Annotated in this window: 18 protein-coding genes and 1 riboswitch; of the genes, 6 read left to right on the forward strand and 12 right to left on the reverse strand. The window is 48.4% G+C overall.

Annotation, left to right across the window (positions count from 1 at the left end):
- Positions 1-210 precede the first annotated feature (210 nt).
- The 4 genes from BZG80_RS08970 to BZG80_RS16230 all read right to left on the reverse strand — a co-directional run bounded on the left by BZG80_RS08970 (position 211) and on the right by BZG80_RS16230 (position 4,148).
- Entirely contained in the window at positions 211-705 is a 495-nt protein-coding gene (locus BZG80_RS08970; protein WP_077677441.1) for a PIN domain-containing protein, read from the reverse strand.
- Position 706: 1 nt separating this feature from the next.
- Positions 707-1,789, reverse strand: coding sequence for a helix-turn-helix domain-containing protein (locus BZG80_RS08975; RefSeq protein ID WP_077679163.1), 1,083 nt, complete (start codon positions 1,787-1,789; stop codon positions 707-709).
- Positions 1,790-2,064: 275 nt separating this feature from the next.
- Entirely contained in the window at positions 2,065-2,967 is a 903-nt protein-coding gene (locus tag BZG80_RS08980; protein ID WP_077679164.1) for a homocysteine S-methyltransferase family protein, read from the reverse strand.
- Positions 2,968-3,047: 80 nt separating this feature from the next.
- Positions 3,048-4,148 (reverse strand): methyl-accepting chemotaxis protein, encoded by a 1,101-nt coding sequence (locus BZG80_RS16230; RefSeq protein WP_274533710.1) that lies wholly within the window; start codon positions 4,146-4,148, stop codon positions 3,048-3,050.
- 167 nt (positions 4,149-4,315) lie between these two features.
- Here BZG80_RS16230 and BZG80_RS08990 point away from each other — a divergent pair, with 167 nt between their 5' ends.
- Complete coding sequence (locus BZG80_RS08990; protein WP_077679166.1) at positions 4,316-5,341, forward strand: ion channel; 1,026 nt, start codon at positions 4,316-4,318, stop codon at positions 5,339-5,341.
- A 22-nt stretch (positions 5,342-5,363) separates the two neighbouring features.
- On the opposite strand, the gene thiD is transcribed toward BZG80_RS08990, so the two are convergent.
- The 5 genes from thiD to BZG80_RS09015 form a co-directional block, all read right to left on the reverse strand.
- A complete protein-coding gene (gene thiD / locus BZG80_RS08995) occupies positions 5,364-6,233 on the reverse strand; it encodes a bifunctional hydroxymethylpyrimidine kinase/phosphomethylpyrimidine kinase (protein ID WP_077679167.1) in 870 nt (289 codons plus the stop codon).
- Between the two features lie 62 nt (positions 6,234-6,295).
- A riboswitch (TPP riboswitch) is annotated at positions 6,296-6,396 on the reverse strand.
- Between the two features lie 54 nt (positions 6,397-6,450).
- A complete protein-coding gene (locus BZG80_RS09000) occupies positions 6,451-8,244 on the reverse strand; it encodes a putative bifunctional diguanylate cyclase/phosphodiesterase (protein WP_077679168.1) in 1,794 nt (597 codons plus the stop codon).
- Positions 8,241-10,112, reverse strand: a complete 1,872-nt coding sequence (locus tag BZG80_RS09005) for a sensor histidine kinase (protein WP_198532936.1) — start codon at positions 10,110-10,112, stop codon at positions 8,241-8,243. Before BZG80_RS09005 ends, BZG80_RS09000 begins: the two co-directional genes overlap by 4 nt.
- Before the next feature lie 76 nt (positions 10,113-10,188).
- Positions 10,189-10,452: a DUF3081 domain-containing protein gene (locus BZG80_RS09010; protein WP_025674936.1), complete on the reverse strand. Its 264-nt coding sequence runs from the start codon at positions 10,450-10,452 to the stop codon at positions 10,189-10,191.
- An 18-nt stretch (positions 10,453-10,470) separates the two neighbouring features.
- The gene (locus BZG80_RS09015) at positions 10,471-11,253 is read right to left on the reverse strand and encodes an HAD-IA family hydrolase (RefSeq protein WP_158011540.1); all 783 of its coding nucleotides are present in this window, start codon (positions 11,251-11,253) and stop codon (positions 10,471-10,473) included.
- A 417-nt stretch (positions 11,254-11,670) separates the two neighbouring features.
- On the opposite strand from BZG80_RS09015, the gene BZG80_RS09020 reads away from it, so the two are divergent.
- A complete protein-coding gene (locus BZG80_RS09020) occupies positions 11,671-13,977 on the forward strand; it encodes a bifunctional diguanylate cyclase/phosphodiesterase (protein ID WP_198532937.1) in 2,307 nt (768 codons plus the stop codon).
- Here BZG80_RS09020 and BZG80_RS09025 read toward each other — a convergent pair.
- The 3 genes from BZG80_RS09025 to BZG80_RS09035 form a co-directional block, all read right to left on the reverse strand.
- The gene (locus BZG80_RS09025; protein ID WP_077679172.1) at positions 13,951-14,577 is read right to left on the reverse strand and encodes a GNAT family N-acetyltransferase; all 627 of its coding nucleotides are present in this window, start codon (positions 14,575-14,577) and stop codon (positions 13,951-13,953) included. The genes BZG80_RS09020 and BZG80_RS09025 overlap by 27 nt on opposite strands.
- Positions 14,578-14,741: 164 nt before the next feature.
- Positions 14,742-15,623 (reverse strand): DMT family transporter, encoded by an 882-nt coding sequence (locus BZG80_RS09030; protein ID WP_077679173.1) that lies wholly within the window; start codon positions 15,621-15,623, stop codon positions 14,742-14,744.
- Between the two features lie 326 nt (positions 15,624-15,949).
- Positions 15,950-17,929 (reverse strand): replication initiator protein RctB domain-containing protein, encoded by a 1,980-nt coding sequence (locus BZG80_RS09035; RefSeq protein ID WP_077679174.1) that lies wholly within the window; start codon positions 17,927-17,929, stop codon positions 15,950-15,952.
- A 1,360-nt stretch (positions 17,930-19,289) separates the two neighbouring features.
- Here BZG80_RS09035 and BZG80_RS09040 point away from each other — a divergent pair.
- The 4 genes from BZG80_RS09040 (at position 19,290) to BZG80_RS09055 (ending at position 25,862) form a co-directional block, all read left to right on the forward strand.
- The gene (locus tag BZG80_RS09040) at positions 19,290-20,498 is read left to right on the forward strand and encodes a ParA family protein (protein ID WP_077460967.1); all 1,209 of its coding nucleotides are present in this window, start codon (positions 19,290-19,292) and stop codon (positions 20,496-20,498) included.
- Between the two features lie 9 nt (positions 20,499-20,507).
- Positions 20,508-21,479, forward strand: a complete 972-nt coding sequence (locus BZG80_RS09045; protein WP_077460820.1) for a ParB/RepB/Spo0J family partition protein — start codon at positions 20,508-20,510, stop codon at positions 21,477-21,479.
- 102 nt (positions 21,480-21,581) lie between these two features.
- Entirely contained in the window at positions 21,582-23,621 is a 2,040-nt protein-coding gene (locus tag BZG80_RS09050) for a GNAT family N-acetyltransferase (protein ID WP_077679175.1), read from the forward strand.
- A 576-nt stretch (positions 23,622-24,197) separates the two neighbouring features.
- Positions 24,198-25,862, forward strand: a complete 1,665-nt coding sequence (locus BZG80_RS09055; protein WP_158011541.1) for a DUF342 domain-containing protein — start codon at positions 24,198-24,200, stop codon at positions 25,860-25,862.
- Positions 25,863-25,931 lie beyond the last annotated feature (69 nt).

The raw sequence follows: 25,931 nt of genomic DNA on the forward strand, positions 1-25,931 counted from the left end.
AATATATACTAATTACAACCCAAAATATGAAGTATTCTGTCTTAGGTTAGGCGTCACGATGTGATCAGGGCCACATTTAAATATATTCTTGACTTCTCGACGGCTTTATTACGCTAACCAWAGAAGTATAACTAAAAAAACTCCACGCGATTATGGTTCAAACACCGCATGCATTCCCACGCGGGAGCGTGAGAACGAGTAAACACACTTTTACTGTTCTTGCTTTAGTTCCGCTAGGGCTTGCTCCGCCAGTGCCCATGGTAAGCGCCTGCCGTTGGCTTGCATCTGCCTATAAGCATCTCGCGCTTTTTCTATATTGATTTGCTGATGAACCACCAGCTGGCCCACCAACCAGATAGTGCCTTTGACAATGGCAGCCTCTTTTTCTGCGGCGACTCTGAGCGCCATATCGCCGGTCAGTAACGGACATTGCTCTTGTTTGGCCAACGCAAGCGCGAAACAATCGTTTCTGCTAGCTTTGGTATAGGTCCCTGTTAGCTTCATGGCATACATCATTGATTCGGAAGAAACCTCTTTTAGCGCTAATCCTAAGCCAGGTAAGTGAGCATGCTCTTCTTCGAGCTCTTCATAAAACAGGATATCTGGCGTTGCAAAGCCGTAGGGCAGCTGAAACATTGCTTCCAATAAACCGCCTTCTTCCATGTCAATTAGAATATTGGCATCGCTAATTAGAAGTTGCTGCACATTACCCTTCCTGAGCGACTTGCTCGTTAATAGGCATCTCCAACTTACGCTCTTTATGAAAGCCGGACAGTGACATTCCTAGAAGTTCAGCGGCTTTAGCTTCTCCAATGTACTCTTCACCCAAAGCGCGATAGACCAACTGTTTATGTAGGTAAGTGGTTTCTTGTGGATAGGCGTTACCTGGCTCTAGCGTTCGCCAGCCATTTTTACTGAACAGCATAAACAAATTCTTCTGCGTCGCTGGCGTAATAATGCCGCATTGACGCGCTCGAAACAGTGCCGCCAGCATACTGATACCATATTCGTGCTTTAGCATGAGCAATTCGCGCGGTTCAATATGGCGGCGTTTTTTACCCAAGTGCGCAATAAGCGTTTGTGCTGGTAAAAGGAATGCCCCCGCAAAGGTATTACATGCTTTCTCTTCATCAATCCCTTCTGCTAAACGCCCGTGTACCACTAAGTGCCCTAGCTCATGTGCTAAGGTGAAACGCTGACGGTCACCACTTTGAGCAGTAGAGATAACAACGACGGGGGTGTTGCCAATTTTCCCCGCTAAACCATCAAACTTTTTGTTCGTTTCGACATCAGTGGTAATGATCATCACCCCTTTGGCTTCGAGGGTATCGATCATATCGTGAATTGGATTTAAGCCAAGTTCCCAGGCATGACGCATTTGGATGGCTAACGCTTCGACTTGCTCTAAACAAGTAACTTGCTCTGGAAGCGCTTCTGGTAACGCAAACTCAGGAATGGGTTTTACCGAATCGGGATAACACGCTAATAGCTCTTGCCAACGTTCAGCTTGGTCTAGAACGTCACCATTGATTCGGTCCAGCATTTTCTTTGGTGTACTCGCACGCTTGCGGTACTCAACACCTTCTAGTTTCACCTTCGTTGGGCGAAAGAAATACTCTGAGCGCACAGCGAGAGCTTTTGCCAACTTCAGTAGGTTCGAAGATGAAGGCATTGTCGTGCCATGCTCGTACTTTTTAATAGCGTTAGCGGACAGGCCAACTTCATTGGCTAATGCACTCATTGATAGCCCGGCCGCCTTACGAGCTCGTTCTAGGCGTTCTGCAAACATGGCATCCTCTCAAGCAATGAACTGGTTTATAAAAAAAACCACTTTGTCATAATCATAAACCTTATCACCCTAATTTTCTATCTGCTTGGCAGTTCAGAGTCCTCAACTTTACTCGTCCCTCCTCTCCCAGTATCAGGATACTTGACGCTATACGCGAGGAGCCGTTTTCGTGCCCGCAGAATGATGGATAAGCTTGATTGAGTGAGTTGTTAGAGTTCCACTGTGATCTCATGCTTGTTCGCTCCCACGCCGGCGCGTGGGAACGCGTTAAAGCCTTAACCCCTCAACTGCGAAAACTTGATGATCTCGTGGGACTGATCAAGGGTTTGCGCGAGGTGTTGGATGTGGGCGGGGGTGATTTCGCAGCAGCCGCCGACCACCAGGGCGCCGTCGGCAATCCATTGTTGTACGCGTTCGGTGTGGACTAAGGGTGAGAGATCTTCTCGCGCTTCTAGGGCATCGGCTTTGCTGCCTTTGGCCATGTCTTCTACCGATTTAAAGGCGTTGGCATAGCCACCGACAATGTTGGCTTGGGTGGCCATTTTTGGCATCGCCGTAGTAAGCACTTCTGGGTCGCAGCAATTGAGCATCACTGCTGTCGGCGCGTAGTCAGTGACCGCGTGCATGGCTTGTTCAAGTGACTCGCCCGAGCGCAAGGTGCCTGCAGCCTCTAACCGAAACGCGACGCCATAGGGTTTGCCTTGCTCTTGGGCCGCAGCACAGGCCGCGCGCGCTTCGAGGGTGTTGGTCATGGTTTCAATTAAAAACACATCCACATGAGGCTGCAAGCGGGCAATGTGCAAAAACTCGGCTTTCATGTCATCAAAACTGCGTTGCGGCTGGCCGAGGTAGCTGCCCACCAGCGGTGGCAAACAACCGGCAATATCGACATCGGCGCCTGTCTCATCCACGGCTTGCTCTAGCGCTTCGAAGGCTTTTTGATAAATGGTGTTGATTTTATCGCTCAACCCCGCTTTGGCCAGACGTGTGGGTGTCGCAGGATAGGTATTTAAGGTATGTGTTTTCGCGCCGGCACGGATAAAATCTTTGTGCACGTCTTTGACAATATTGGCATGTTTTAACATCACCGCGACCGACCAAAGCTTAGAGCTCACATCGGGGCCACGTTGATAAATTTCTTGCCCTAGGCCACCATCGAGTAGTGCAATCGACGTCATGGTTACTTCAGCCTCCTTCGGCCATCTTTCCTTGGTTTGACTTGAGATTACCATGAGCTCGTCGATTTAACACCCCGTTGTTACGCCACCTCTTCACTCCCTTCTATTGCGAGATGTTCAAGCTTATCGATCACCGTCATGCTGGCGTTTTCCATCTCTTTTAATGCGGTGACCATTTGATCGGGTTGTTGAGCATGAAACGCTGCCACCGCAGCCTTGGCATGGGTGTGCACTTGCTCGTGAGGCGCGGCAATGGCTTTAAACGTTTGCAACTGACCAAAATATTGCTGCCCTTCACCATGGTTATACCACTGGCCGAGTCGGCATTGGGTGTGATCGGTGACATCGTCCGCCATCATGCTGTCTTCGCCTAATACCACGCGGTATATCGCAAATTTAAAGCTGATGTGATCAAGTTTTGCCAGTTCACAAAAGGCGCGCAGTGCAGAGGCTTTAATGGTGGTGCGGCTGTGCTGTGCTTGCTCACTTTGGGTGGCCATGGCATCGGCAACCTGTTGGCCTTGTTCGCTGTATTGAATGGCTTCAGTGGCAAGGGTATCGGTGAGCGTACACGCATGGCTGCTGCCCGCACGAATTTTTTCCACCAGCTGGGTAATATCTTGGGTGGCAGTGGACGTGCGCTCGGCAAGGTTGCGTACTTCATCGGCAACCACCGCAAAACCTCGGCCCTGCTCGCCGGCGCGTGCCGCTTCAATGGCTGCGTTTAGCGCCAGCAGGTTGGTTTGATCGGCGACATCGCGAATTAAATTGACAATGCCACTCACCTCTTGTGCGTGTTGATCGAGTGAACGAATCGCTTCCGACGATTGCTGACATTGCGAAGATAACGACTGCACATGGCGCGCAAGGTCATTGACTTGCTCGGCACATGATGCCGCTTGATGGCTCACTTCGGTCACACGCTCTTTTTCACCGTTAATGGTGTCCGCCAGGGTCGCCAGTGAAGATTGGGTGGCGTTGATCGAATCACCAAAGTGGCATAAGTTGGCGTCGATCGCTTTGCCGGTTTGGCGTTTTTTCGCGACGGTATCCAGCTCTGCCTGCAATGCGCCTTTCTCTGCATTCAGCGCGTCGATGGTATGATTAATTTGCTCAATTTTTTGCTGCAGAGCAACCTGCTTTTGCTGCTCTTGTTCAAGTTGACGCCGAGATATAAACACGCAAAGCCCTCCATTGATTCGCTCTCTCCATTGTACGCTTTGTAAGACAATACATGCATACAATCGATTAAACTGTGATCGCATTGACGCCAAGCGCCTGATTTACACTGTAAACCTGACGCAAATCACTTCATACTGCGATCACTGAAGTGAATGAGCGAAAATTTATGACCTTTTGGTTGCTTTTTAAACGTTGGATTATCAGCCGCTTCGCCCATTTGAACGGGCGTATGCTCGGCTTGGTGGTACTCGCCTATGGCGTGATTGGCTGGCTACTTTTATATGGAGCGGGCGAGACCGCGATGACCCAGTCGCTGAGCCGCTATGTGTATTACTTGATTGTGACGGCCTCGACCGTTGGCTACGGCGATTATTCCCCCGTTACTGAGTGGGGGCAATGGATCACGTCTTTTTGGATTATTCCCGGCGGCTTAGGGTTGTTTGCGGTGGTGATTGGGCATGTCACCGGATCACTGGTGGATTATTGGCGACGCGGGTTACAAGGAAAACGGAGTATTAGTGTGAAAAATCATCTTCTTATCTTAGGCTGGAACGGACAACGTACGATACAGCTTATTCGTTTATTGCAAAGCGGAGTGCATGGTGAGCGCCCGATTGTGCTTTGTGCGCGCGCAGAAATCGAAAACCCACTGCCTGGTGAGGTGGAATTTGTGCGCGTGGCAAGTTTTACCGATGCTGAAGGCATTGCTCGCGCCAAGGTCGAGCATGCCTCGAGTATTATTATTGATAACCCAGAAGATGATATTACTTTGTCAGCGGCTCTGTTCTGCGCACATAAAAATCCGTCAGCGCATTTATTAGCGTATTTTCAAGATGATGCGATAAGCCAAATCCTCAAACAGCACTACCCGCATGCGGAATGTGTGCCGTCGGTATCGGTCGAAATGCTAGCAAAAGCGGCGGTGGATCCCGGTTCAAGTCAGTTGCATCATGAGCTTTTGAGCACGTCACAAGGGATGACGCAATACTGTGCCCGTTATCCGAGTAACGCAACAGAAATCGATACCGGCGATCTCTTTGGTCAGCTCAAGCAAGAATATGACGCCACCTTAATTGGGATCGACCAAGGCCAAGGTATTGTTTTGAACCCGCCAGTGGGGACAAAAGTATTGCCGGGCGACCGTCTTTTTTATATCGCCGCCCAGCGCTTGCCGCATTGGTCCGCTGCGTAAGCACGCTATTTAATCAAATGCATTATTTAACGAGAGCGTGCGATTCAACCAACGCATGCTTGGATAAATAAACACTCTCATCAGCGGGGTAGGCGAAAAAATGATGTACCGGCCCTGCCCCTCTTCCAACGGTTAACTGTTGGCTATGCGCTAAGGCGTCAGTGAGATAACGCTTAGCCGCTCGCCCGGCGTCAATGGGTGTCAGTCCCTGCGCATAAAACGAGGCAATCGCCGCGGACAGTGAACAGCCTGTGCCATGGGTGTTAGGCGTTTCAATGCGGCGCGCACTCAGGGTTTGACACGTATCTCGGCTAATCCACACATCCAGACTCTCTGGCGCATGATGCAAGTGCCCGCCTTTTAGCATCACATACGGACATCCTAGCTTGCGCAGTGCCGGCACTAAGGCGTACATCTCCTCGGTGGTTGTCGGAACAGGACACCCGGTTAAACGCGCGGCTTCTGGCAAGTTGGGGGTTAAAATGGTCGCGCGCGGGATCAATGTATTGATCAGTGCATCCATGGCGTCATCATCTAATAACGGATCGCCGCTGGTGGCGATCATGACCGGATCGAGCACGACCGGTAAATGCGGGGAGCGCGCGAGCACAGCGGCTACTTCGCGAATAATCGCTTGGTTGGCGAGCATGCCGATTTTCACGGCACGTACCGGCATGTCGTATAACACAGCATTCAGTTGCGCGCGAACAAACGCTGGGTCGACCGGCGAGACGGCCTCAACGCCACAGGTATTTTGTGCAGTTAAGGCGGTGATCGCCGAGCAGGCATAGCCGCCCGTGGCTGAAATCGCTTTAATATCGGCTTGAATACCAGCTCCCCCACCGCTGTCTGAGCCGGCGATGGTGAGAATAACAGGTGGTGATTGGTTCATATTGGCCCCTTAATCATGAGGGGCGGAAGGAGACAAAACCACGCACGATGGCGCGACCTTGTGTGCTGAGCACGTCAGTTCCCTCCGCCAGTGCTAACTGGATCAGGTTCTACGGGTCCTGCTTTCGCAGTCTCAGCAATTGCTTGCTCCCCGACTAACACGGTCAGAATATAAACCTTAGTGATAAAGCGCAAGGTTGAGGGTGCTAATTGCGCGTTTAGGCCATCTCATTACTGTTGCTGGTTGCATTGCTATTGTTCGTTGCGTTGCTATTAATGGTCGCGTTGCCTTGGTTGGCGGTTTTAAGCAGTTGTTCAAATCCCTCTTGGATTAGCGGCCGTGCGTATAAAAAGCCCTGCACTTGGTCGCAGCCAATGGTTTGTAGCACATACTGCTGGTCCTCTTTTTCGACGCCCTCGGCGACCACACCATGACCAAAGCCATGGGCCAAATCAATCACGCTACCCACCAAGTGCTTATCACTGGCGTTGGTAGCCAAGTCTTGGATAAAGCTGCGATCAAGTTTGACCCAATCGACCGGTAACTGTTTAAGGTAACTGAGCGAGCTGTAGCCGGTGCCAAAGTCATCGAGGGCGATATGCATGCCTGCATCTCGCAATTGTTGTAGCTCTTTCAGTGCCACCGACATGTGCTGGATCAGTGCTGATTCTGTCACCTCTAATTGAATCAGATGCAAAGGGACATCAACTGCCTGGCACCGAGCTAAGACGCTGTCAGCAAAGCCGGGGCGAAACTGCTGGGCAGAAACATTGACTGACAGGTGAAAGCTATCGTTGATCAGTTTATTTTTTCGCCAACATTCAACCGCGGCTAAGGCCATCACCAGTACGTGGTCGCCCAGTTGGATCATGTCTGCGCTGCGTTCGGCGATGGGGATAAATTCCGCCGGACTGATGGCCCCAAGGGTCGGATGCTGCCAACGCAACAGCGCTTCCGCGCCTATCATCAAACCGCCGTCTAATCGCCATTTGGGTTGATACACCAGTGATAATTGTCCGCTTTGTAGTGCTGGCCCTAATTCGGTGCGAATCAAATGCGCGCGCTGAGCTTGGCTATCAAGCTCAGGCTGATATTCGCCGATAAGTTGGTCATCCGTCGGAATCGCTAAAATGGCTTGACGAAACAGTTGCGCCACATCTTGTGTCTCAAGCTCCGTGCGGCTGATACCAATGTGGCAACGTAAAAACATTAAACGCCCATCGAGCGTGTGATGTCCGCTGATCAACCGATTGATGCGCGCGGCTTTTTCTATGGCATGGTTATCGTGTTCTTCAATCAGCATCACCAGTCGTGTGCTATCCCAAACGCCAATGCGATGTGGGCGCGCCACTGTACTATTGGCTAGCAGATTGGCCACTTGTTTGTATAGTGCCTCTGTCATTAAATGACCTTGGTGTTTGGTCACCGCTTCCATGCCATCTAAGGCAATCATCATCACAGTCACCGGCCCTTTGCTCAGCTGGCGCTCAGCGGCATCTAATAATGCACGACGATTTGGTAGCCCGGTTAACGGATGGGTCAAAGAAAGCGCGCGTAAAGCCGCCGTTTGTTTGTTAACCAGCATTTGCAGCCGTGCCGCTTGATCGCGCTCTTTACGGGTTTTCAATTGCAGATACAAAAGGTTTTGAATCCGTTGCAACACCTCATCGTGATCAAAGGGTTTGCTGATGTAATCAATCGCGCCACGGCATAACGCTTGGTTACGCAAATTCAGGTCATTATCTGCGGTGAGTACCATCACGGGCGGGCAATGCTCATCTAAAGCGTCATTAAGATCATCCAGCACCAGTAAGCCAGAGCGCTGCGGCATCCGCATATCGAGTAAAATCAGGTCAGGAACGGGGGAGAGAGCATCGGTAACAAGGCGAGGATCGGTGAGCCCATTCAGCTGTTGATAACCGGCTTGCTTGAGCATGGTAGACAGTAAGTGAATGTTTTCCGGTCGATCATCAATGATCAATATATGTGCTTGTGACGGATCCTTTGTCATAGCCTCTCCTCTAATAATAATTGTATGGCCTCAGCCAAGTCCGCTGACGAGAGCGGCAGCGATAAACGTCGTAATGTCGGTTTGTTATGCGGTTCGTCGCATGGGTTGTCAGTCAGAACAATGAGTGGTTTGTCGCCAAATTGTGCTTGTATTTGTTCGGGCGTTGCCGCAACGCTATCAGCCGCTATAATGACTAACGATGGCGGAGAAGCGAGCGCAACAGCCTCAGCCAGTGACAGCTCATGCGCATGATAGAGTGTCAACATTGGCCAATCTTCAAAGCAATCGGTCATCAGGCGCTGACGGGCACTGTTATTATCAATATAGAGCACGCGATGCGGCTGGCTCACGCGGAGACACGCACAACCTTGATCGCCAGATCGCGTCGACGTCCGGTAAGGGAAAGTCACTGCAAAACAACTGCCCTTTCCTGGCTGGCTTTTTACTGACATCTCGCCTTGCATTTGCACAACCAATTGATGGCTCACCGCTAACCCCACACCTGCCCCTTCAATCTGTGATTGTTCGGCGGCCAAGCGGTTAAATGGCTCAAAAAGATGGTTTAACCGATTTTCAGCAATGCCGATCCCGGTATCTGATACAGAGATCGTCAAGGTTGACGATGGTTGACTGGCTTCAACCCATACTCGCCCCTGAGGATGGTTATATTTAATCGCGTTGCTGAGTAAATTGATCAACACTTGTTTGAAACGGGTTGGATCCACATATAGGTCGCCACTCAGATCCGCGGGTAGGCACTCATCTAACTCAACGTGCTGTTGCTGTGCGAGCGGGAGTAGTGTTCGAACGGCATCACTGACAAGGGCACGAACCGGATACCAGGTGACATTGACCACCGTTTTTCCTGCCTCAAGTTTGGCAAGATCCAGCACATCATTAATTAAGGTGAGTAAGTGGCGACCACTTTGGTGAATTTGATCGACATATTGCCGTTGCGTCTCCGTCAAGCGAGGAGAAGAGGATCGTTGTAGTAGTTGCGCATAACCGAGCACACTGTTTAAAGGCGTGCGCAGCTCATGACTCATGGCAGAGAGAAAATCACTTTTGGCTTGATTGGCGCGTTCTGCCTCGTGCTTCGCTTGCAGTAATGGTGTGGCATCATACCCAACAGTCACAATGGCGTAAGGCTCTCCCTCTACGTGGCGAATAAGCGTTTTAGCGAGCTTAAAAGTCCGACCATCTCTTAATGTCACATCGACATGAACGGGTTCACCATCGAGCGTCAGTTGGTGATCAAGCGCATTGAGGGTTTCGCGCATTCCCTCAGGCAAGGCACCATGAATTGCCTCAGCAAGCTGTTCAACATGCTCGACATTTAATGCTTGCAGGCAGGCGTAATTTGCAAGCGAATATTGTCCGCCCAGCTCTCGGACAAAAACAGGATTGGCGATCGCATTAATAATGGTTTTGAGTTGATTGCGTTCGTGTTTAATACGCGTCTGAGCCTGAGTCAGCGCGCGCATATCAGACATAATGCCAATAAACTCTCGCCGGTCTTCAATCCACACTTCACTGACCGCAAGATGAATGGGTACCACATGCCCCGCTTGATGCCGTGCCTCAACCCGCCGGCCGGTACCGATAATGTTTGCCTGGCCTGTTGTTATATATTGCCGTAAATAATGGTCATGCTTTCCTTGGTGCTCCGGCGGCATTAAACAATCAACATTCTTTCCGATTAGCTGTTGCGGGTGATAACCCAATAATCGGTGGGTGAACGGGTTCGCATCTAAAATAATGCCGCGTTCATCAATCACCAAGATCGCGGCTGCCGCGCTGTCGACTAACGCTTGATAATGGGCTTGGGTCCCGCGTGTTCGGTTTGTGGTGATTGGTTCGCTGTCCATGCTCCCTGCCTTTGACCTATAAAAAACGCCCCATTGTGGGGCGTGTGACGGTCCGGCATGCATTGCCTATCCGTCGCTATCTTTTATAGTTTTTGACTAGCGCATCGACCTTTTTCAGGAACTGCTCTTTAAGGTTCTCATGCTCGTAGTCGAGATGATACGTATTGTGAAACCCCACACGTAACTGTACCCCATTTCCTGCTAAATAAATGGTATAGCCGTCATAATCTGAGAAAGCGTCAATGCCATCCAAGCGGTGTCCATCTTCTATTTTCTCACCAAACTCCGTGACTATCTCAAACGCGCGAAGCAGATGGGTCGGATCGAGTTCGTTTTTCACGCTTCCCTCCTGGCTATATTATCGAAATTGTGCGCCCCCTTTAGGTCGCATCGCACGACCACGCAGTGAGCCCGCTAATACCGGTGGGGCGGTGACACCCTGTCCCGGTACACCCAAACGATTGGGCCTTGCAATGATATTGGGCAAACTGGCCAATGTATCAAGGGTAGTGTCCGGACAGGCCTTTTGGATCCCTGTACCGTAATTATAGCCATAGTTAACACAAATCACTGGCGAGCCAGCGGCGCGAGCCGCATGCACATCGCTGACCGAATCCCCCACCACCAGCAGTTCCAAGGGTGAAACGTCAAGTATGGCGGCCGCTTCGTAAATACCGTCCGGATCCGGCTTGCCAACAGACATTGCATCGGCACCCAATATCCGGGTGAAAAAATGCCCAACGCCAAGTGCTCGCAGTAAGCTGTTAGCATGCGCCGTTTGCATATCTGTGGTGCACACCATCGGGATGTGACGCTGCGATAAGGTTTCAAGGCACGCAAGCACGCCCGGGTACAGTCGAGTTTTTGGCGGTTTACTGCCTAGGTATGAGGACAAAAAGAGTGCGCGCGCTTGGTTTAGCACGCGGGTCGATACGCGCCCGTCGATGTGTCGAGTTAACACGCGGTGGATCAATAAATCCGCCCCATCACCAATCCAATCTTTTATTGCATGGGGATCTTCATCAGGCAAGCTTAAGCCACGTAACATACCGCTGACCGCCTCATACAGATCGTCAAAAGGGTCTGCGAGTGTGCCGTCTAAGTCAAAGCATACCGCAGAGACGCTCTCTAACTTAACCATAAAAACCCCTTTTTTATTCATAATCTTAATAAAATTAAAAAAGATAGAACTGGATCAGAAATCGAATCCAACGACGTTTCAACGTTAGCAGAGAAGCTAGCGTCGTCCTATCAAAATACGACGGATAATATTTGGGATCATGGAAAAGAAAATGGATAAATGACCGGTAAAGTACAAACTTCAGTGTTGAATCAAGCCACTAACATCATGGTGATCAAAGTCACACTTTTAGATCTTGATTGGCGATGATACCGACGTTAAACCTGTATAAAAAACCGTCATATTTTTGACTTTTTATTTAAGGGTGTGGTGTATTATTACCTAATGGCTTTCACAAAAGTGACATACGTTTGCGTCGTGATTGTCATAATCGCGCCGTATCGTGTGGCACTCAGTAGTGACAGTCGATGTATTTTTATGCGATATCTGCCTAAGCAGCCTTTGTGGCGCTATCTCCTTGTGTTAGCCGTGGCAAGCGTCGCTAGCTGGTCAGTTTACACACTAGAAAATCAACGCCAGCAGAGTCGTTTCTCAGCCGAGGTTGAAAAATACCGTTATTCATTAGGTCAATCTTTTTCACAGCTCTATGAACTTCAGTTGTCAGCACAATTGTATTTGCAGCAAGAAAATGGGCCAACACGCGAAAAATTCCACGCTTTCATCGATAATCACACCCAAAAGCAATCTGGACTCAACAGCGTCATGTGGCTCCCTCGAGTTAATCGCGCTGAGTTAGCACAATTTGCGGCCCAACAAGATCAGTATCACCCCTTCCCTCCTTTAAACGATCAGGTCTGTCGGTGGGTCATGCGTAGCGATACGTTTCCCGCTTTGTATGTGTCGCCACAAGCCGCTGAGGAGGGCTATTTAGGCTGGCGAGCAGATTCTCAGTGTGACAATACCCAAACCATGGAGCGGGCATATTTTAATCGTCACCCTGAGGCGCGGCTTTTTAATGACGAACAAGGCCACGGCATACGGTGGTTTGCACCAATTACTGAACGGGATGGAAAGCTACTCGGTTTTCTTTCTACCACCCTATATTTTGATAGATTTTTACCCGCGTTGTGGCAAAGCAAGACGCCTGGGCCTAGTGTCGGAATGGTCGCTCAGGAGGCATTTGGTCATCAATCTGTCTTTAGTACGCATTCATCAAGCACGCTCAATCAATGGTACAACAGCCATTCGTCGGCAATATCGATTCCTATTGCCGGTAGTGAGGAGGGATTACTCGTCACCTTTACCGATATTAGGGAGTTACACACGGATCTGATTTATGCCGGTGTGGTTGGTGTACTTGTTTTATCTCTCGGGCTATCGATTCTTGCTAGTTTTTGGTCCTATGCCAATCGCCTTTTACTGGCAAAACAGATAGTGAGTCAACAAACGCAACAGTTAACCCATCAAGCCCATCATGATAGCTTGACTGGACTTGCTAATCGCACTGCACTGGATAAAGCACTAAAGAGAGCCATACATTCAATCAGTGCGGAACCTTCAGATAGCATCACATTATTATTTATTGATCTGGACAATTTTAAAGTCGTCAACGACTCACTCGGTCATGTAACTGGCGACACCTTACTCAAAAAGTTGGGTAAACGGCTTCAGAAAGCAGTAACAGACGATCGTGTTTATCGGTTTGGTGGTGATGAGTTTGTTGTACTGCTCCACGCTGATAGCTCCTTGGCCTTGGCGCAAACCAAAGCTAAGCAACTGGTTCAAACGCTAAGTACCCCCTATTACATCGAAAATCATGTGATAAATATATCTGCCAGTATCGGTATCGCTTCAGTGGGCCAATCAAATAAATCGGTGACTGATATTATCCAACAAGCCGATATTGCCATGTATCACGCAAAACAAACCCGTGAACGCGTGGCTATTTTTCAACCGGCGATGCTCGCAAAGGTCCAACAACGCTTTATTTTGGAGCAAGACTTAAAGAAAGGGCTCGAACATCATCAATTTCATCTTGTATACCAACCCATTTTTGATAGCCATAGCGAACAATTGAGTCATGCAGAAGCACTACTGCGATGGGAGCATCCCACGCTGGGCACAATATCACCGGCGGAGTTTATTCCAATAGCCGAAGAAACGGGTTATATCAATGAATTAGGTCAATGGGTATTGGAGCAAGTCGCTGAGGTGTTAGAGAATTGGCACTTGCGCTTATCCCCCGGGCAAAGCCCATCGATTACTGTGAATGTCTCGGCCAAACAGTGTCAATCTCCGACTTTTGCAGACGATATTGCCGCGTTAATTGCCGCCCATCGCTTTGATCCACATTGCCTTGGGCTCGAGATGACCGAGACTGCATTGCTTGAACATTCTGACAACGTGCAGCGTAATTTGAAACGTATTCATGCACTTGGGATTTCGTTATATCTCGATGACTTCGGCACCGGCTATTCATCACTTTCTTTGCTAAGACAATATCCGTTTAATGTCATCAAAATGGATCGCAGTTTTATTATGGGCATTGACCAACCCCATGGAAAAGCGGCGCCTTTATGTCGAGGAATGATTGCGATGGCTCACGCGGTGGGACTGACTGTTGTCGCAGAAGGAGTAGAAACCAAACAGCAACTCTGTTGGCTACGCGAGCATCAATGCGACTACCTCCAAGGCTATGTGTTATCCCGCCCTATTGAACGCCAGGCAATTGAAACTTGGATTTCGCCCAATCTAAATTCATGTATTCGGCTGGTACGCAACTGATGCGGCCGATTGGAGAGAAGCTGTTTGGGCTGCCGTTTTTTGTTGCGCAACGGGGATCTGGCTTTGCAGCCATTCTTCACGTAAAACGCCATAGCGCAGTGAATCGTAATATTCACCTTGATAGTAGCGGACAGCGCGTAAACGCCCTTCTTCGCGCATGCCTAACGCTCTGGCGCACCGCATCATGCCAATATTCCCGGACCAAGTCGTTAAGCCTATGCGATTCACCGCTTGGCGGGCAAACAGTTGGTCTATCCATAGTGTCAGCGCTTGCCGCCCTGTTCCTTTTCCCCAACATGCGGGATCAAAGATGGTGATCCCCACTTCAAGCCATCGCGTGCGCTTGTCTTCCCAATAATAAGTGACGTAACCGACGGGCTTGTTATCAACGCAGATAACTTGAGCGGTATCTCCTGCGAGAAAACGCCGGAAAAGGCCAAACCGAAACGACCAATAGGATACCGGCTCAATAGGACTGTAAGGCGCGTCGTATTGCTTCCACGCACGGGAATGGTAGATATTATGCCAAAAATAGCGCGCTTCTTGACGCTGCGCTGCGCGAATACTCACCGCAGCGTGATGGGATAAGTCGACGTCCATGTAGGCTTATTGCTCTCCTGCTCCTTGTTACCATACGATCGGCGACGGCTCTGACACGTCAGAGCGACGCATGGTGGGGGTTACCCATAAAGGCATCCAGTTTAACTCAATTAACCACCACATTGGCTACCTCCGTCTCACTTTCTTTTTAAAAGTGTAGACGCTTATCGGCGTTGACGGATAGTTTGGCGCGTCGATTGCTGAGACAGCCCAACGCCCAATAAAACAAATCCTCCCCCGATAATATGATATGGCGTTAAGACTTCTCCTAGCCAGATGACGGCGATTATTGCCGTCATCACCGGTAATAGATTCATATACATTGCGGTACGACTGGCCCCATTGAGCGCGATCGCCTGTAGCCAGATTGCCGGTGCCAGCACCGATGCGCCTAAGGCGGCAAATCCCACTAATGGGTAGGCTTCAGTCGCTATGTTTTGGCTGGGTGCCGCCAAAAGCACGGGGATCAGCATGATTACCGCGAATAAGGCCTGCACATAAACGGAAACCCAATTAGAAATCGCCATTGACCATCGTTTCAATAACACACAATACAGTGCATACGACGAGGCACAAATTAACATGAGCCCATCGCCAATGGTTGCCCCACTGGTCAACAACGTTAGCGGTTTTCCCATTGTCAGCATATAAATCAGCCCAGAGATAGATAACCCTGCACCGACAATGGCTCGCACTGTAAGTGGCTGAGACAGTAGTTGAATGCTCATAAAGAGACTGAGCATTGGGACCAAAGACATGATCAATGCCATATTCGTCGCTGTGGTGGTTTGCGCAGCAAAATAGGCGACAGACTGGTTTGTGACCATGCCAAGTAAGGCGAGTAAGGCAAGCCGCGGCGCGTAGGTTATCACCGCACGCCGCTGACGCCAAAGGGTAGGTAGGCAAAAGGGAGTAAGCACCAAGATGGCAAAGAACCAACGGTAAAAGGCCATCGCACCAGGTGCAATGACCGCCACTGACATTTTGTTTACGATGGTATTCACCGACCAAATAAAAACCGCGGCAAATGGCAACAGAACCGGCATAACTGCCTCATTGAAACGCGAATCGCGTGTAATTAAAACAGGCAGTTTACAGTGTAAATAGAAGAATGAAACCAAGTCGATAGAAACAGTTAGGGGGGGACTATGATAGGCGACCATATCGAACGGGTTGTGCAAGCAACACAAGGTACAACTACGCGAAAAAACAATCGGAAAAAAAGCGGGCAAGGGCCCGCTCGGCAAGCATTTAGCCAAACGATGTCATAAAGACATCAAATAGGACAAAGGTATCTATCGGGATCTATATTAACGCCAATCCGTGAATGCATGTCAGTTATGCGTCAAGCCTGTGCAAAATAACGGGGTTGTTAGCCACTCATTGCAATGTCATCTAACGCTCTAAGCACTTGCCCATCCAGGTGGCCGTCAAACACGCGTTGACACACTTTACGGCGCACCGCTAACCCTGAGATTAATTTCTCAATAGATAGGTGACGTTCCTGCTGTTGCTGATTAAAAAATTCAATTGTACGGCTAAGTGTTTCATAAGGCACCACTTGATCACCAACGCGTAACCAATCAAGCTTTTCTAGATAACCTTGACACTCTTCAGTGATCACTGAAGACGGATGCCCTGTCATTGCTGAGAGCGCGGTGATACTGCGTTGTAACGCCTCTTCTGAGGTATATTTAGAGAGAACGATGGTCAGCTCGTCAGCATTGATCTCAACCAGATGCTTGCGTTGCTTAACACGGCGCCCCAAACGGCCGCTGGTTTTCTCTTTGCGTTGGATAGGCTCAAACTCGCCATCGATGATCCCGGACAGTTGATCAAGGTCTTGGCTGGGTAAGATCTCGTTGCGCAATGGGTTTGGCATGGTTGGCGCTAGCGAGCGTTTACCTTCGTTATACATTTTAGCGCGGGAGTAACGGATCACTTCATCGACATTACATTTAATATCCATCCGGTAATCCGGATATTTTTTTTCATCGTCTTCGCGTGTCAGCGTTAGGTGATATCCCCAGAGGTTTACCGCAAAAATCGATTCAGTGACTTTGCCTTCTGCCAGTTTTCGAAGCTCTCTAATCAAATCACTCGAAAAACGTCGCCATTCAATGTTACGCGCCATTTTTTGGTTTAACTCGCTCAGTAGCATCGAATCTTCCAAACGACGTGACATACGGCTTCTGAAGAGCGAATAGAGCTGGAATACCAGTGTATGCTGACGCAAAATTTCAGGCGGGAACAAGAAGAAGTAATCACGCGTCATCAATTCTTCAAAAAACGACGGCTCCCACACCAGGATATACAGATTGGGTTTAATTTTAACTTCCCCATCTTCACCTTCTTTTGGTGCTTCCTCTGATGCGGTAATGGTCCGAGCTAAAAAGCGGAAGCGATCACTTTTAAACCCTTCAGGCATGTTTTCACTCAGCCAACGGCCGGTCAATTCGTGGAGTTGAAAATCCGTAAACTCGATTCTATCGATGCTTTCTCGGATTGCATCACGTGCCGGTCCACTGTCTTTTTTACCCCGTAGTTGCAAAATATCAGTGATGTAAATGGGGGTTTTATTGCCAATCGATTGGGTTTGTAGCTCGTAATTCGGTAAGTGGTGATCATGGTATTGCACGGTTAACGTAAATAATGCGAATAACGTCATCAGATCATCCACCGTCATGATCGACTTGGCTGATCGTGTCTCAATAATGGCTTTGGTCCCGCTGATCGCAACCATTGATTTTTGATAGGCTTTTTTTGTCCGTGGCGGCGCCAAAGCTTGATCAATGATCCCCGCCCAGCTTGTTGGAGAAACCAAAATCTGATCTTTTTCGCCAGGCATCATTGGGGGCGTTCCCAGTCCGTGCTCGCTCAGAAGTTGGCGGTTTACTTGCGTTTGTGCCAGCGCTTTAGAGCGTTTTTGTTTGACTTCATCTCGGCTTTTTTCTGTCATCAATCCCGCACTGCCAAGTGATGAAATGAGACGGCTTGGATTGACAAAGCGATGGAGCATCGTTTTACCTGCCAGCCCTTCTTCAAAACGAACCGGCTGCTGAAGAAAAAGGCCTAATTGCACCGCCGCACGTAATCGTTGCTGAATGGCAGCACGTGTTAATTGACCGTCGGTGGCGTCAACAAGTTCTGTGGTAGAGACATAGCCATCTTGAGATGAAAACCCGCGCACTGAAATCAAATTGAGCAGTTCTAAGATGCTTTTGGTCACCCCTTTAAAWTGCTCATATTGCGCAAGCCAGTCGACCAGTTGTCCATGCACTTCGAAGAGATGCCCGTCTTTGTGGGAACGAGGTGCTTTTATTAATATTTTTTCCGGTTTACTGGCACTCATGTCAGTTAAGATCCTTCATAGCAGGCGTACTCAAAGCGCATTATTCTTTAATGTTGAGGTGACGAAAGCCGTAAATCGATCACACTTCCAGGGAAATCCTAATAAAAATAGACCCAAAAAGAAAGATCTTTTTTATTGCATCTTTTAACTGATCTTTATGATTATTCTGATCTAATTTGATGATCTGATCTTATGATCCGGGCGATGAAAAACCTATAGGTAACTGATTTATATGGATTATAAAATAACCCTTCTCGAAAGCATGATCAACAAAGCATTGGAGGCATGATCAACATACTTCACCAACGATGATCAAGTAAGGCCTGAACCAATGATCATCAGCATATCGCATCAATGATCAAACAGTTACTGCATCAATGATCAAGCGTATTCCACACGTTATCCACAGCCTCGGAACGCTTTTATTTGTTTGGATGATGTTATCAGAGCCAAACGGCCGTGTTTTCATCATGGAACAATGATCAAGTGATGCGAATTTTGCTCAATCAGACGGAATGCTGCCTATGTTGTGAGCAATGTGGCGAGAAAGTCGTGTCTCGCCCGCTCAAGTTGAAATGACATTAACAGTATAATCGCCATCAGTCAGCATGTGTCCGGATGCGGAACAATGATCATGTATGATGATCTTGTTGTTCGAGAGTCAGCCTATTTCTCATCAGTCGTACGATCGGAGAAGAAAATCGCGACGGATCGTCCTGGATCCCTTGGTACGCCTGACATTGTCCGTAAATTAGCGGTTTGGATATATCGTTCCGGTTAAGATACTGGCACTATTCAATCAGAAATATAACTTGATCATCGTTCCCAGGCTTATTGAGACATTGCGGTTGAATTTGCTGGTGATTTCATCGCAATACGTACTTGATCATGCTTCCTATCTACCCATGTTATCAACGAAAGCATGATCAAGGCTATTGAATCCATCGCTTTATTTTCCTTGATCATGCTTTCGGGAAATAGGATCAAATGGCATCAATGTTCATCGCACATCGCCAAAATGTGTAATAAAGGGTCGATCCTACTGGTGATATCAATGAAAAATTGTCAGTTTAATGTTGAAATATCGACAACCGTAAATTAGCCAACCAAATACAAGCTTCCGTATTTATTCGCCATTTACATTGTAAATAAGTGACACTGTGACATTTTAAATCTTACTATGATTGGCTCTGATAATATTGGTTGAATTTGACATCAATGGTGATGATATTCAGCCCCACCCTATAATTACAATTGTGAGCAGGATCTGTATTTGATTGGCATCTGTTCACCTTTTTATTGTCTTGTATGGATTATGCTGTACAATCGACAATTATTTCTCGTGATGGCGAAAAAGAATATGGATAGGGAAAAGACGATTGAGAACCTCCGCAATATCGCGGCGCAGACAAAACAAGTGCAGTCTGATCGTGTGGAGATTGTCATGGAAGAGCGACACGATCAGCTCTTTCCGCCCATGTCAAAAGCGTTAATGGAAACACGTTCAGGGCTTACGCGGCGCAAGCTTGATGAAGCGATCTCTCGCATGGAGCAAGACGGGCATCAATTTACCAAAAATAATGCCAATCATTACTCCATTACCCTGGATGAAGCGCATCAAATTATGGACGCCGCGAATGTTCCGACGTTTCATGAACGTAAAGGCAAGACGCACAAACCTTGGGTTGTGAACATTCAAAACCAAAAAGGGGGCACCGGCAAGTCTATGAGTGCGGTGCACTTAGCGGCTTGTATGGCGCTGAATCTTGAGAAACGTTATCGCATTTGCTTGATTGACTTAGATCCGCAAGGCTCGTTGCGTTTATTCCTTAACCCACAAATCAGTTTGACGGAACAAGAAGGGATTTATTCTGCCGTTGATGTGATGTTGGACAATACGCCCCAGGCTGCTGACAAAGATTTCATGATGCGTAATGTCTTGCTGCCGACACAATATCCTAATTTGAAAACCATGGCTGCCTTTCCTGAAGACGCCATGTTTAATGCAGAGGCATGGCAAGCGTTAGCAACCAGCCAGTCGCTGAATGTGGTGGAGTTATTGCAAGAGAAGGTGATTGATCCAATCAGTGATGAGTTCGACATCATTATGATTGATACGGGACCTCATATCGATCCACTGGTTTGGAATGCGATGTATGCGTCTAACTCTTTAGTGATCCCCTGCGCCGCGAAGCGACTGGATTGGGCATCGACGGTGAACTTTTTCCAACATCTTCCCCAAGTGTATGAGATGTTTCCGGAAGACTGGCACGGATTAGAATTTGTGCGTTTAATGCCAACCATGTTTGAAGATGATAATAAAAAACAGATTTCTGTCTTAACTGAAATGAATTATCTTTTAGGTGAGCAGGTCATGATGGCGACGATTCCTCGAAGTCGCGCTTTTGAGACCTGTGCCGATACGTACAGCACGGTATTTGATTTGACGTCACAAGATTTTGAGGGCGGTAAAAAAACGTTATCAACGGCGCAAGATGCGGTGCATCGAGTCGGACTCGAACTCGAACGTGTGCTGCATAGCTACTGGTCTCAGCTCAATCAGGAGTAAAAAAGAAAAATGGCAATTAAAACCTCTGATTTAAATGCGCGCTTGTTTGCAAAGGCGGATAAACGCCGAGCAACAACATCACAAGAAGCGCAGAGCGCGGCGAGCGAGAGAGCGGCAGTGATCGAGTTAGCTGTGGCGGGTGAGCGTACCGTCGAGTTTGAACTTGTTAAAGTCCCAGCGTTAACGATCCGAGATAAAACAACAGTATTTGATAAAAATGCGCGTGAGCAGTCGTTTCTTAACGAATTGGCATTATCAGATATTCTGACCACCTTAAAAGAGCACGGACAACAATACCCGGCTGTTGGGCGGTGGCTTGATGACGGTCGTATCGAGGTCCTCGATGGCAGCCGGCGCCGTATGTCTTGCATTATTGCAGAGCAGGATTTTCTAGTATACGTCGCAAAAGGGATCAGCACGCGTCATGCTAAGTTTTTGTCGGATGTCGCGAATGCGCACAAACCTTTATCCTTGTATGAACGCGGTAAAGAAATGCAAGCCATGTTAGACAGCGGTGACGTTAGTGATCAAAAGGCACTGGCGAGCGCATGTCAGTGTAGTGAAGCATTAGTCAGTGGTGCATTAAAGGCAGCTGCCCTGCCCTTGCCACTTTTGCAAGCTTACCCCAGTGTCTCTGAATTGGGGCGCCCGACTATCGTCAAACTCCACCGTTTGTATTTTAGCCTTGATAGCCAATCGCAAGCGCAGTTGGTGGCGATGCTAGGTGAGACACCGTTATGGCAACAAGTTGATGCCCAAGGCGTGACACGCATTACGCGCGAAGTGACCCAGCGAATTGAGCAATATAAAGATGAGCTTGTGGCCCCGCAGCCGAGTGAAAAAGAACAAGCTCAAACCTTGTTAGAAGGACGCGCGTCTTATCGTCGTAAAGGCAATAACTTGAGTATCAATTTGAAAAAAGTGAGTGATCAAGATGCTGAGCAGATCTTGGCGCTGATAAAGGAACACTTTAACGGTTAACGCGTTCAAATCGAATAAAAAACGGCACGCCTTTGCGTGTCGTTTTTTTTTGCATGGTATCATCTTCTTTATCTGCTAAATCGACAAAACGGAACGCGTCCTATGGGGACATCAACGACCTCATCAACTCTGCAACAGTTTTTTGCAGATTTAATTCATTCCGCCACATTGCGTGCTCATCGACAATTGGTGTGTATCGATTATCCTCTCGATTTTATCGTGGCAGCCTTTGACGAGGCCGCTACCCCGCTGGTTATCGGTCATGCTGATGAAGGATTAAGTTGGCGTCAAGCGCGTCAAAAGCTGGGGCAAGAGTGCGGGCATATCGTGGTTGAGGTGGGCGCCGATTTTAATGCCGAAGCGTTTTGCGCTATTGCAGGCTGCTGTCGGGCGGGATCATTAATTCTTTTACGACTAGCGGCGCCAAAGGAGGCATTGCCGCCTTCTGTGCGGCGTTTAGTCAAACAGCTAGAGCTTAATGAATCGGTCGCCTTCTTTCTACGTCATCAGGTGCGCAGGCCCGCGGAGGTGTTGCCTTTGCCTGGCCAACATGAGGTGAGACAAGAGAATGCGATTGAGGCGGTCAAGAAAGTGGCCACGGGTCACCGGCGTCGTCCCTTGTTGTTAACGGCCGATCGTGGTCGTGGAAAATCGGCAGCGTTGGGAATCGCAGTGGCACAGTTAGTCATGAACAAACCACGAAAAATTTTGGTCAGCGCACCGACGCCCGCGCATGCCGCAACCTTATTTAGTCATCTTAAGTCAAGTTTGGGTATGAATACCCAAGGTCAGGTAATTGATTATCAAGGCAGCGATATCCGCTATATTGCCCCCGATACCTTGTTACAAGAAACGCCGTTGGCGGACCTTCTTTTGATTGATGAAGCGGCGGCAATCCCATTGCCGATGTTGAGCCAATGCTTACATCAATATAGTCGCGTGGCCATTGCAACCACAGAGCATGGTTATGAAGGAACCGGACGTGCTTTTACGATAAGGCTGAAACAATTACTGGATGCAGAGCAACCACAATGGCGACCATTGAGACTAACTGCGCCAATGCGATGGGCGGATAACGATCCGGTTGAACGTGCGCTAAATGCATTATTCTTGCTCGATGTCGATCCGCCTGAGTTACTGATCAGTGACGACCAAAGCCAACCCGTTAAGTTGGATAATATCGTCGTTCAGCGTTTATCTCCCGCACAGCTATTGAGTGATGAAGCCTTACTGCGTTCATTATTTGCTTTGTTGCTGGCTGCGCATTATCAAACGTCGCCGAATGATTTAGCACGGTTACTTGATGACGATTCAATCATTGTTTGGGTGGGAAGCGTCGCGGGCGAGTTGGTCTCTGCGTGTGTGATCAATGAGGAATGCCGTCTTAGTGCCGACTTGAGCCGGGCGGTGGTTGCGGGGCAACGTCGCCTTAAAGGCCATCTTCTCAGCCAGTCGCTCGCTGCCCATCTCGGCGAACCAGCGATTTTGCACCAGAGCCTTTGGCGAGTTGAACGAATCGCGGTAGCCGAATCTTACCGATATCAAGGGTTAGGTCAGCAGCTTATTACTGCTGTGGCTCAGGAGGCAAGCAAGCTTGAGATGTCGTGTCTCGGGGTGAGTTTTGGTGCGACGGCTCGTCTTAGTCGATTCTGGTTGAAGCAGGGGTTTGAACCAATAAAACTTGGCTTGAAGCGCGATCAAGCCAGTGGTTGTTATTCTTTACAAATGGTAAAGCCAATCAAACGGCTAGCGTGGTTGCAAGACGGTGTCGCCTTGTTTCGTCATAGCTTACCAATCCAATGGATGACAACTCATCAGGCCATGGAGGTTGATATTGTTGGCGCTATGATGTGCTTCTTATCTGATAAGCCACTGGCAGGCTGTATAGACCAACAGATTAAAGGATTTATTGCCGGGGGCGTTGGCGTTGATGCGTCATTGGCAAGCCTACAAATATGGTTACGTCAGCACGTTAAAGCCTTACCTTCGCATCCAGACGATAATGCGCTCTATGTATTGATCAGTCGGATTATTCTTGGCCATTCGTGGTCTACGGTATGTGCGCGGTACGGACTGACGGGTAAAAAACAAGCTGAAGCGATGATCCGTGACTATGTTATGCGCCATGACGTCAGTGAGTGAGTCAGGCCGTTTTGATAGAGCTATTGGTTCAATTTACAGTGTAAAGATAAGGAAGCGCCAAACGTATCAATTTACACTGTAAATTCACATAAGGCTGTTAATAGAAACATACCTGTTAATGCCAACATAGCTTTCACTACAAATACCACGCTCCACGTAAATACCACATTCCATGTAAATGCAGTGCTCCATGTAAATGCAGTGCTCCATGTAAATACAGTGCTCCATGTAAATGCAGCGATCAATGCAAACATAGCCGCCAATGAAACGAGGCTCGGATGAGATTTACAGTGTAAATCGTCCATCATAGAAACTGAGAAACTTACTAAGTAGTGATCAAATAAATCCTATCGTGCTCACGTTTTTACTAGAGATCCTGCTTCCAAAATGACTAAACCTGTATAATTTATTACAAATGAGACATTTGCCCTCAGCGATCTACGACGTAGGCTAACCTAATCGTTGTTAAGGTTGTGGTGAGGCGTGGCGTTTCGTTTTATGACGAGACGAAAACAATGTCATACGGTTGGATCATCATATCGATTAAGCCGTAAGGCGTTTTTGGCAGGGAGCGACATGCTAGACGATATCCTCCGAGTTTCTCAGGATGGGCAACGTGTGTATTTATCGGCCGGTAATACTCAGCACACGAGTGATCAACCGATAGAGAAAAAACAAATTAAGGATTGGTTGGTGCATCACCAGGCCGACGCCTTCTTTTGTTTCGACGATACGATAGAGTCGGCTTTAACCAAGCTGAATACGTCCAACGATGATAGTGAGTCAGAAGACTTTATTATCGCCGAGCGACGGGATGCCACAATAGAAGCCCGTATCGCAGATGATAAGATGACGGCCTATCTTATCGTTAATGGGGCGTGTGGTGGGCGAGGTCTTAAAGGTGATGATATTCTGTCGACACTGCGTGAAGCAAATATTGTTCGTGGTATCAAAAAACCAACCTTACAAAAACTGTTGTCTGCTTCTGGACGATTAAAACCCGGTGAATATCTGGATGTGCCCGTAGCCTTTGGTCGACAGCCAGTGGCAGGAGAAGATGCGCACATTGTCTACTTAATAGAAGACCCCGCCGATCGCGTTCGTCGTCCAAGAGAGCGAGAAGATGGGACGGTAGACATGCGCGACCTCGGTGAAATGGTCATGGTGAAGCAAGGTCAACCTCTCGCAAAACTCGTGCCCGAAACGGCAGGCTATGAAGGCTTTACCGTAACCGGTTCAGTGCTCTCAACGTCATCAGGTAAACCGATGACATTAGCGGCCCACGAGGGCAGCGCATTCAGTAATAAAGATCCTAATATTCTTATTGCGACCATGGCAGGTATCCCGCGTTTGCAAAATGACGGCGTTGCAGTTGATGATGCGCTGAGTTTAGATGTTGTCGATGTAGGCACCGGTCATGTCAATTTTGAAGGCAGCGTCGTCATTAAAGGCGATGTTGAAGTCGGCATGAAAGTGACAGCGTCGGGGACGGTGACAGTCGGCGGTGTGGTTGAGTCTGCCACGATTACCGCGGGAGCTGATATTATTGTTCAGAACGGTATTATTGGTCGACAAGTTGCTGCGGACTCAGACATCAACTGCATCTTAGTGGCTGATGGCAACATAGTGGCGAAATTTGCTCAATACGCGACCTTGTGCGCAAACAAAAACGTCGAGCTGACCTTGCATGCGATGCATTGTAATACGCAAGTGGGGCAGTCGCTTACGATAAGTGACACCACGAAGCGTAAAGGTACACTGGCAGGTGGGAAACATGAAGTCGGTGAAAAGCTTCAGGCGGTCATTGTGGGGGCCAGTGCGGGGGCACATACCTATATCCATTGTTTTCCGAGGTTACCTCTTCTCAAGCGGCAAATGGTTGAACTGAATAAAGATTGGGAAGATAAAACGGCGCAACTCGATAAAGTAAAAGCGGCGGAAGCGAAGCTAGAAGCGTTACCACCCGCCAAACGTGATGCGGCGATGGTCGAGCGCATTACCTCAACAAGAGATAACTTATTTGAAGCGCTTGATGAAATTGAGAAGGCGATAGAGGAAACAGATACCACGATAGAAGCGTCCTATCGTGCAGCCAGTATCACCGCCACTAAATCACTGCTAAATCGTGTACACTGCACCATTGGAGAAGAAAAACACAGTATAAACTCTGAGCATGGCCCTTCGGTTTTGTTTTATGATAATGCAGCGATAGAGCTGAAACCCTACCAGCCAAATAGCTAGCGTTGATTTACAGTGTAAACGCAATTTACAGTGTAAACCCAACGACGGTGTAACCCCAATTTACAGTGT

Origin of the sequence: Salinivibrio sp. MA440 (genome assembly GCF_001996265.1) — a bacterium.
Lineage (GTDB): Bacteria > Pseudomonadota > Gammaproteobacteria > Enterobacterales > Vibrionaceae > Salinivibrio > Salinivibrio costicola.

Bases quoted from the DNA above. Each gene is read 5' to 3' on its own strand.
- BZG80_RS08975 (WP_077679163.1), bottom strand. From the start codon at position 1,789: ATGTTTGCAGAACGCCTAGAACGAGCTCGTAAGGCGGCCGGGCTATCA.
- thiD (WP_077679167.1), bottom strand. From the start codon at position 6,233: ATGAACCAATCACCACCTGTTATTCTCACCATCGCCGGCTCAGACAGC.
- BZG80_RS09015 (WP_158011540.1), bottom strand. From the start codon at position 11,253: ATGGTTAAGTTAGAGAGCGTCTCTGCGGTATGCTTTGACTTAGACGGC.
- BZG80_RS09030 (WP_077679173.1), bottom strand. From the start codon at position 15,623: ATGCCGGTTCTGTTGCCATTTGCCGCGGTTTTTATTTGGTCGGTGAAT.
- BZG80_RS08990 (WP_077679166.1), top strand. From the start codon at position 4,316: ATGACCTTTTGGTTGCTTTTTAAACGTTGGATTATCAGCCGCTTCGCC.
- BZG80_RS09040 (WP_077460967.1), top strand. From the start codon at position 19,290: ATGGATAGGGAAAAGACGATTGAGAACCTCCGCAATATCGCGGCGCAG.
- BZG80_RS09045 (WP_077460820.1), top strand. From the start codon at position 20,508: ATGGCAATTAAAACCTCTGATTTAAATGCGCGCTTGTTTGCAAAGGCG.
- BZG80_RS09050 (WP_077679175.1), top strand. From the start codon at position 21,582: ATGGGGACATCAACGACCTCATCAACTCTGCAACAGTTTTTTGCAGAT.
- BZG80_RS09005 (WP_198532936.1), bottom strand. From the start codon at position 10,112: ATGGACAGCGAACCAATCACCACAAACCGAACACGCGGGACCCAAGCC.
- BZG80_RS09020 (WP_198532937.1), top strand. From the start codon at position 11,671: ATGCGATATCTGCCTAAGCAGCCTTTGTGGCGCTATCTCCTTGTGTTA.
- BZG80_RS08980 (WP_077679164.1), bottom strand. From the start codon at position 2,967: ATGACGTCGATTGCACTACTCGATGGTGGCCTAGGGCAAGAAATTTAT.
- BZG80_RS09055 (WP_158011541.1), top strand. From the start codon at position 24,198: ATGCTAGACGATATCCTCCGAGTTTCTCAGGATGGGCAACGTGTGTAT.
- BZG80_RS09025 (WP_077679172.1), bottom strand. From the start codon at position 14,577: ATGGACGTCGACTTATCCCATCACGCTGCGGTGAGTATTCGCGCAGCG.
- BZG80_RS09000 (WP_077679168.1), bottom strand. From the start codon at position 8,244: ATGACAAAGGATCCGTCACAAGCACATATATTGATCATTGATGATCGA.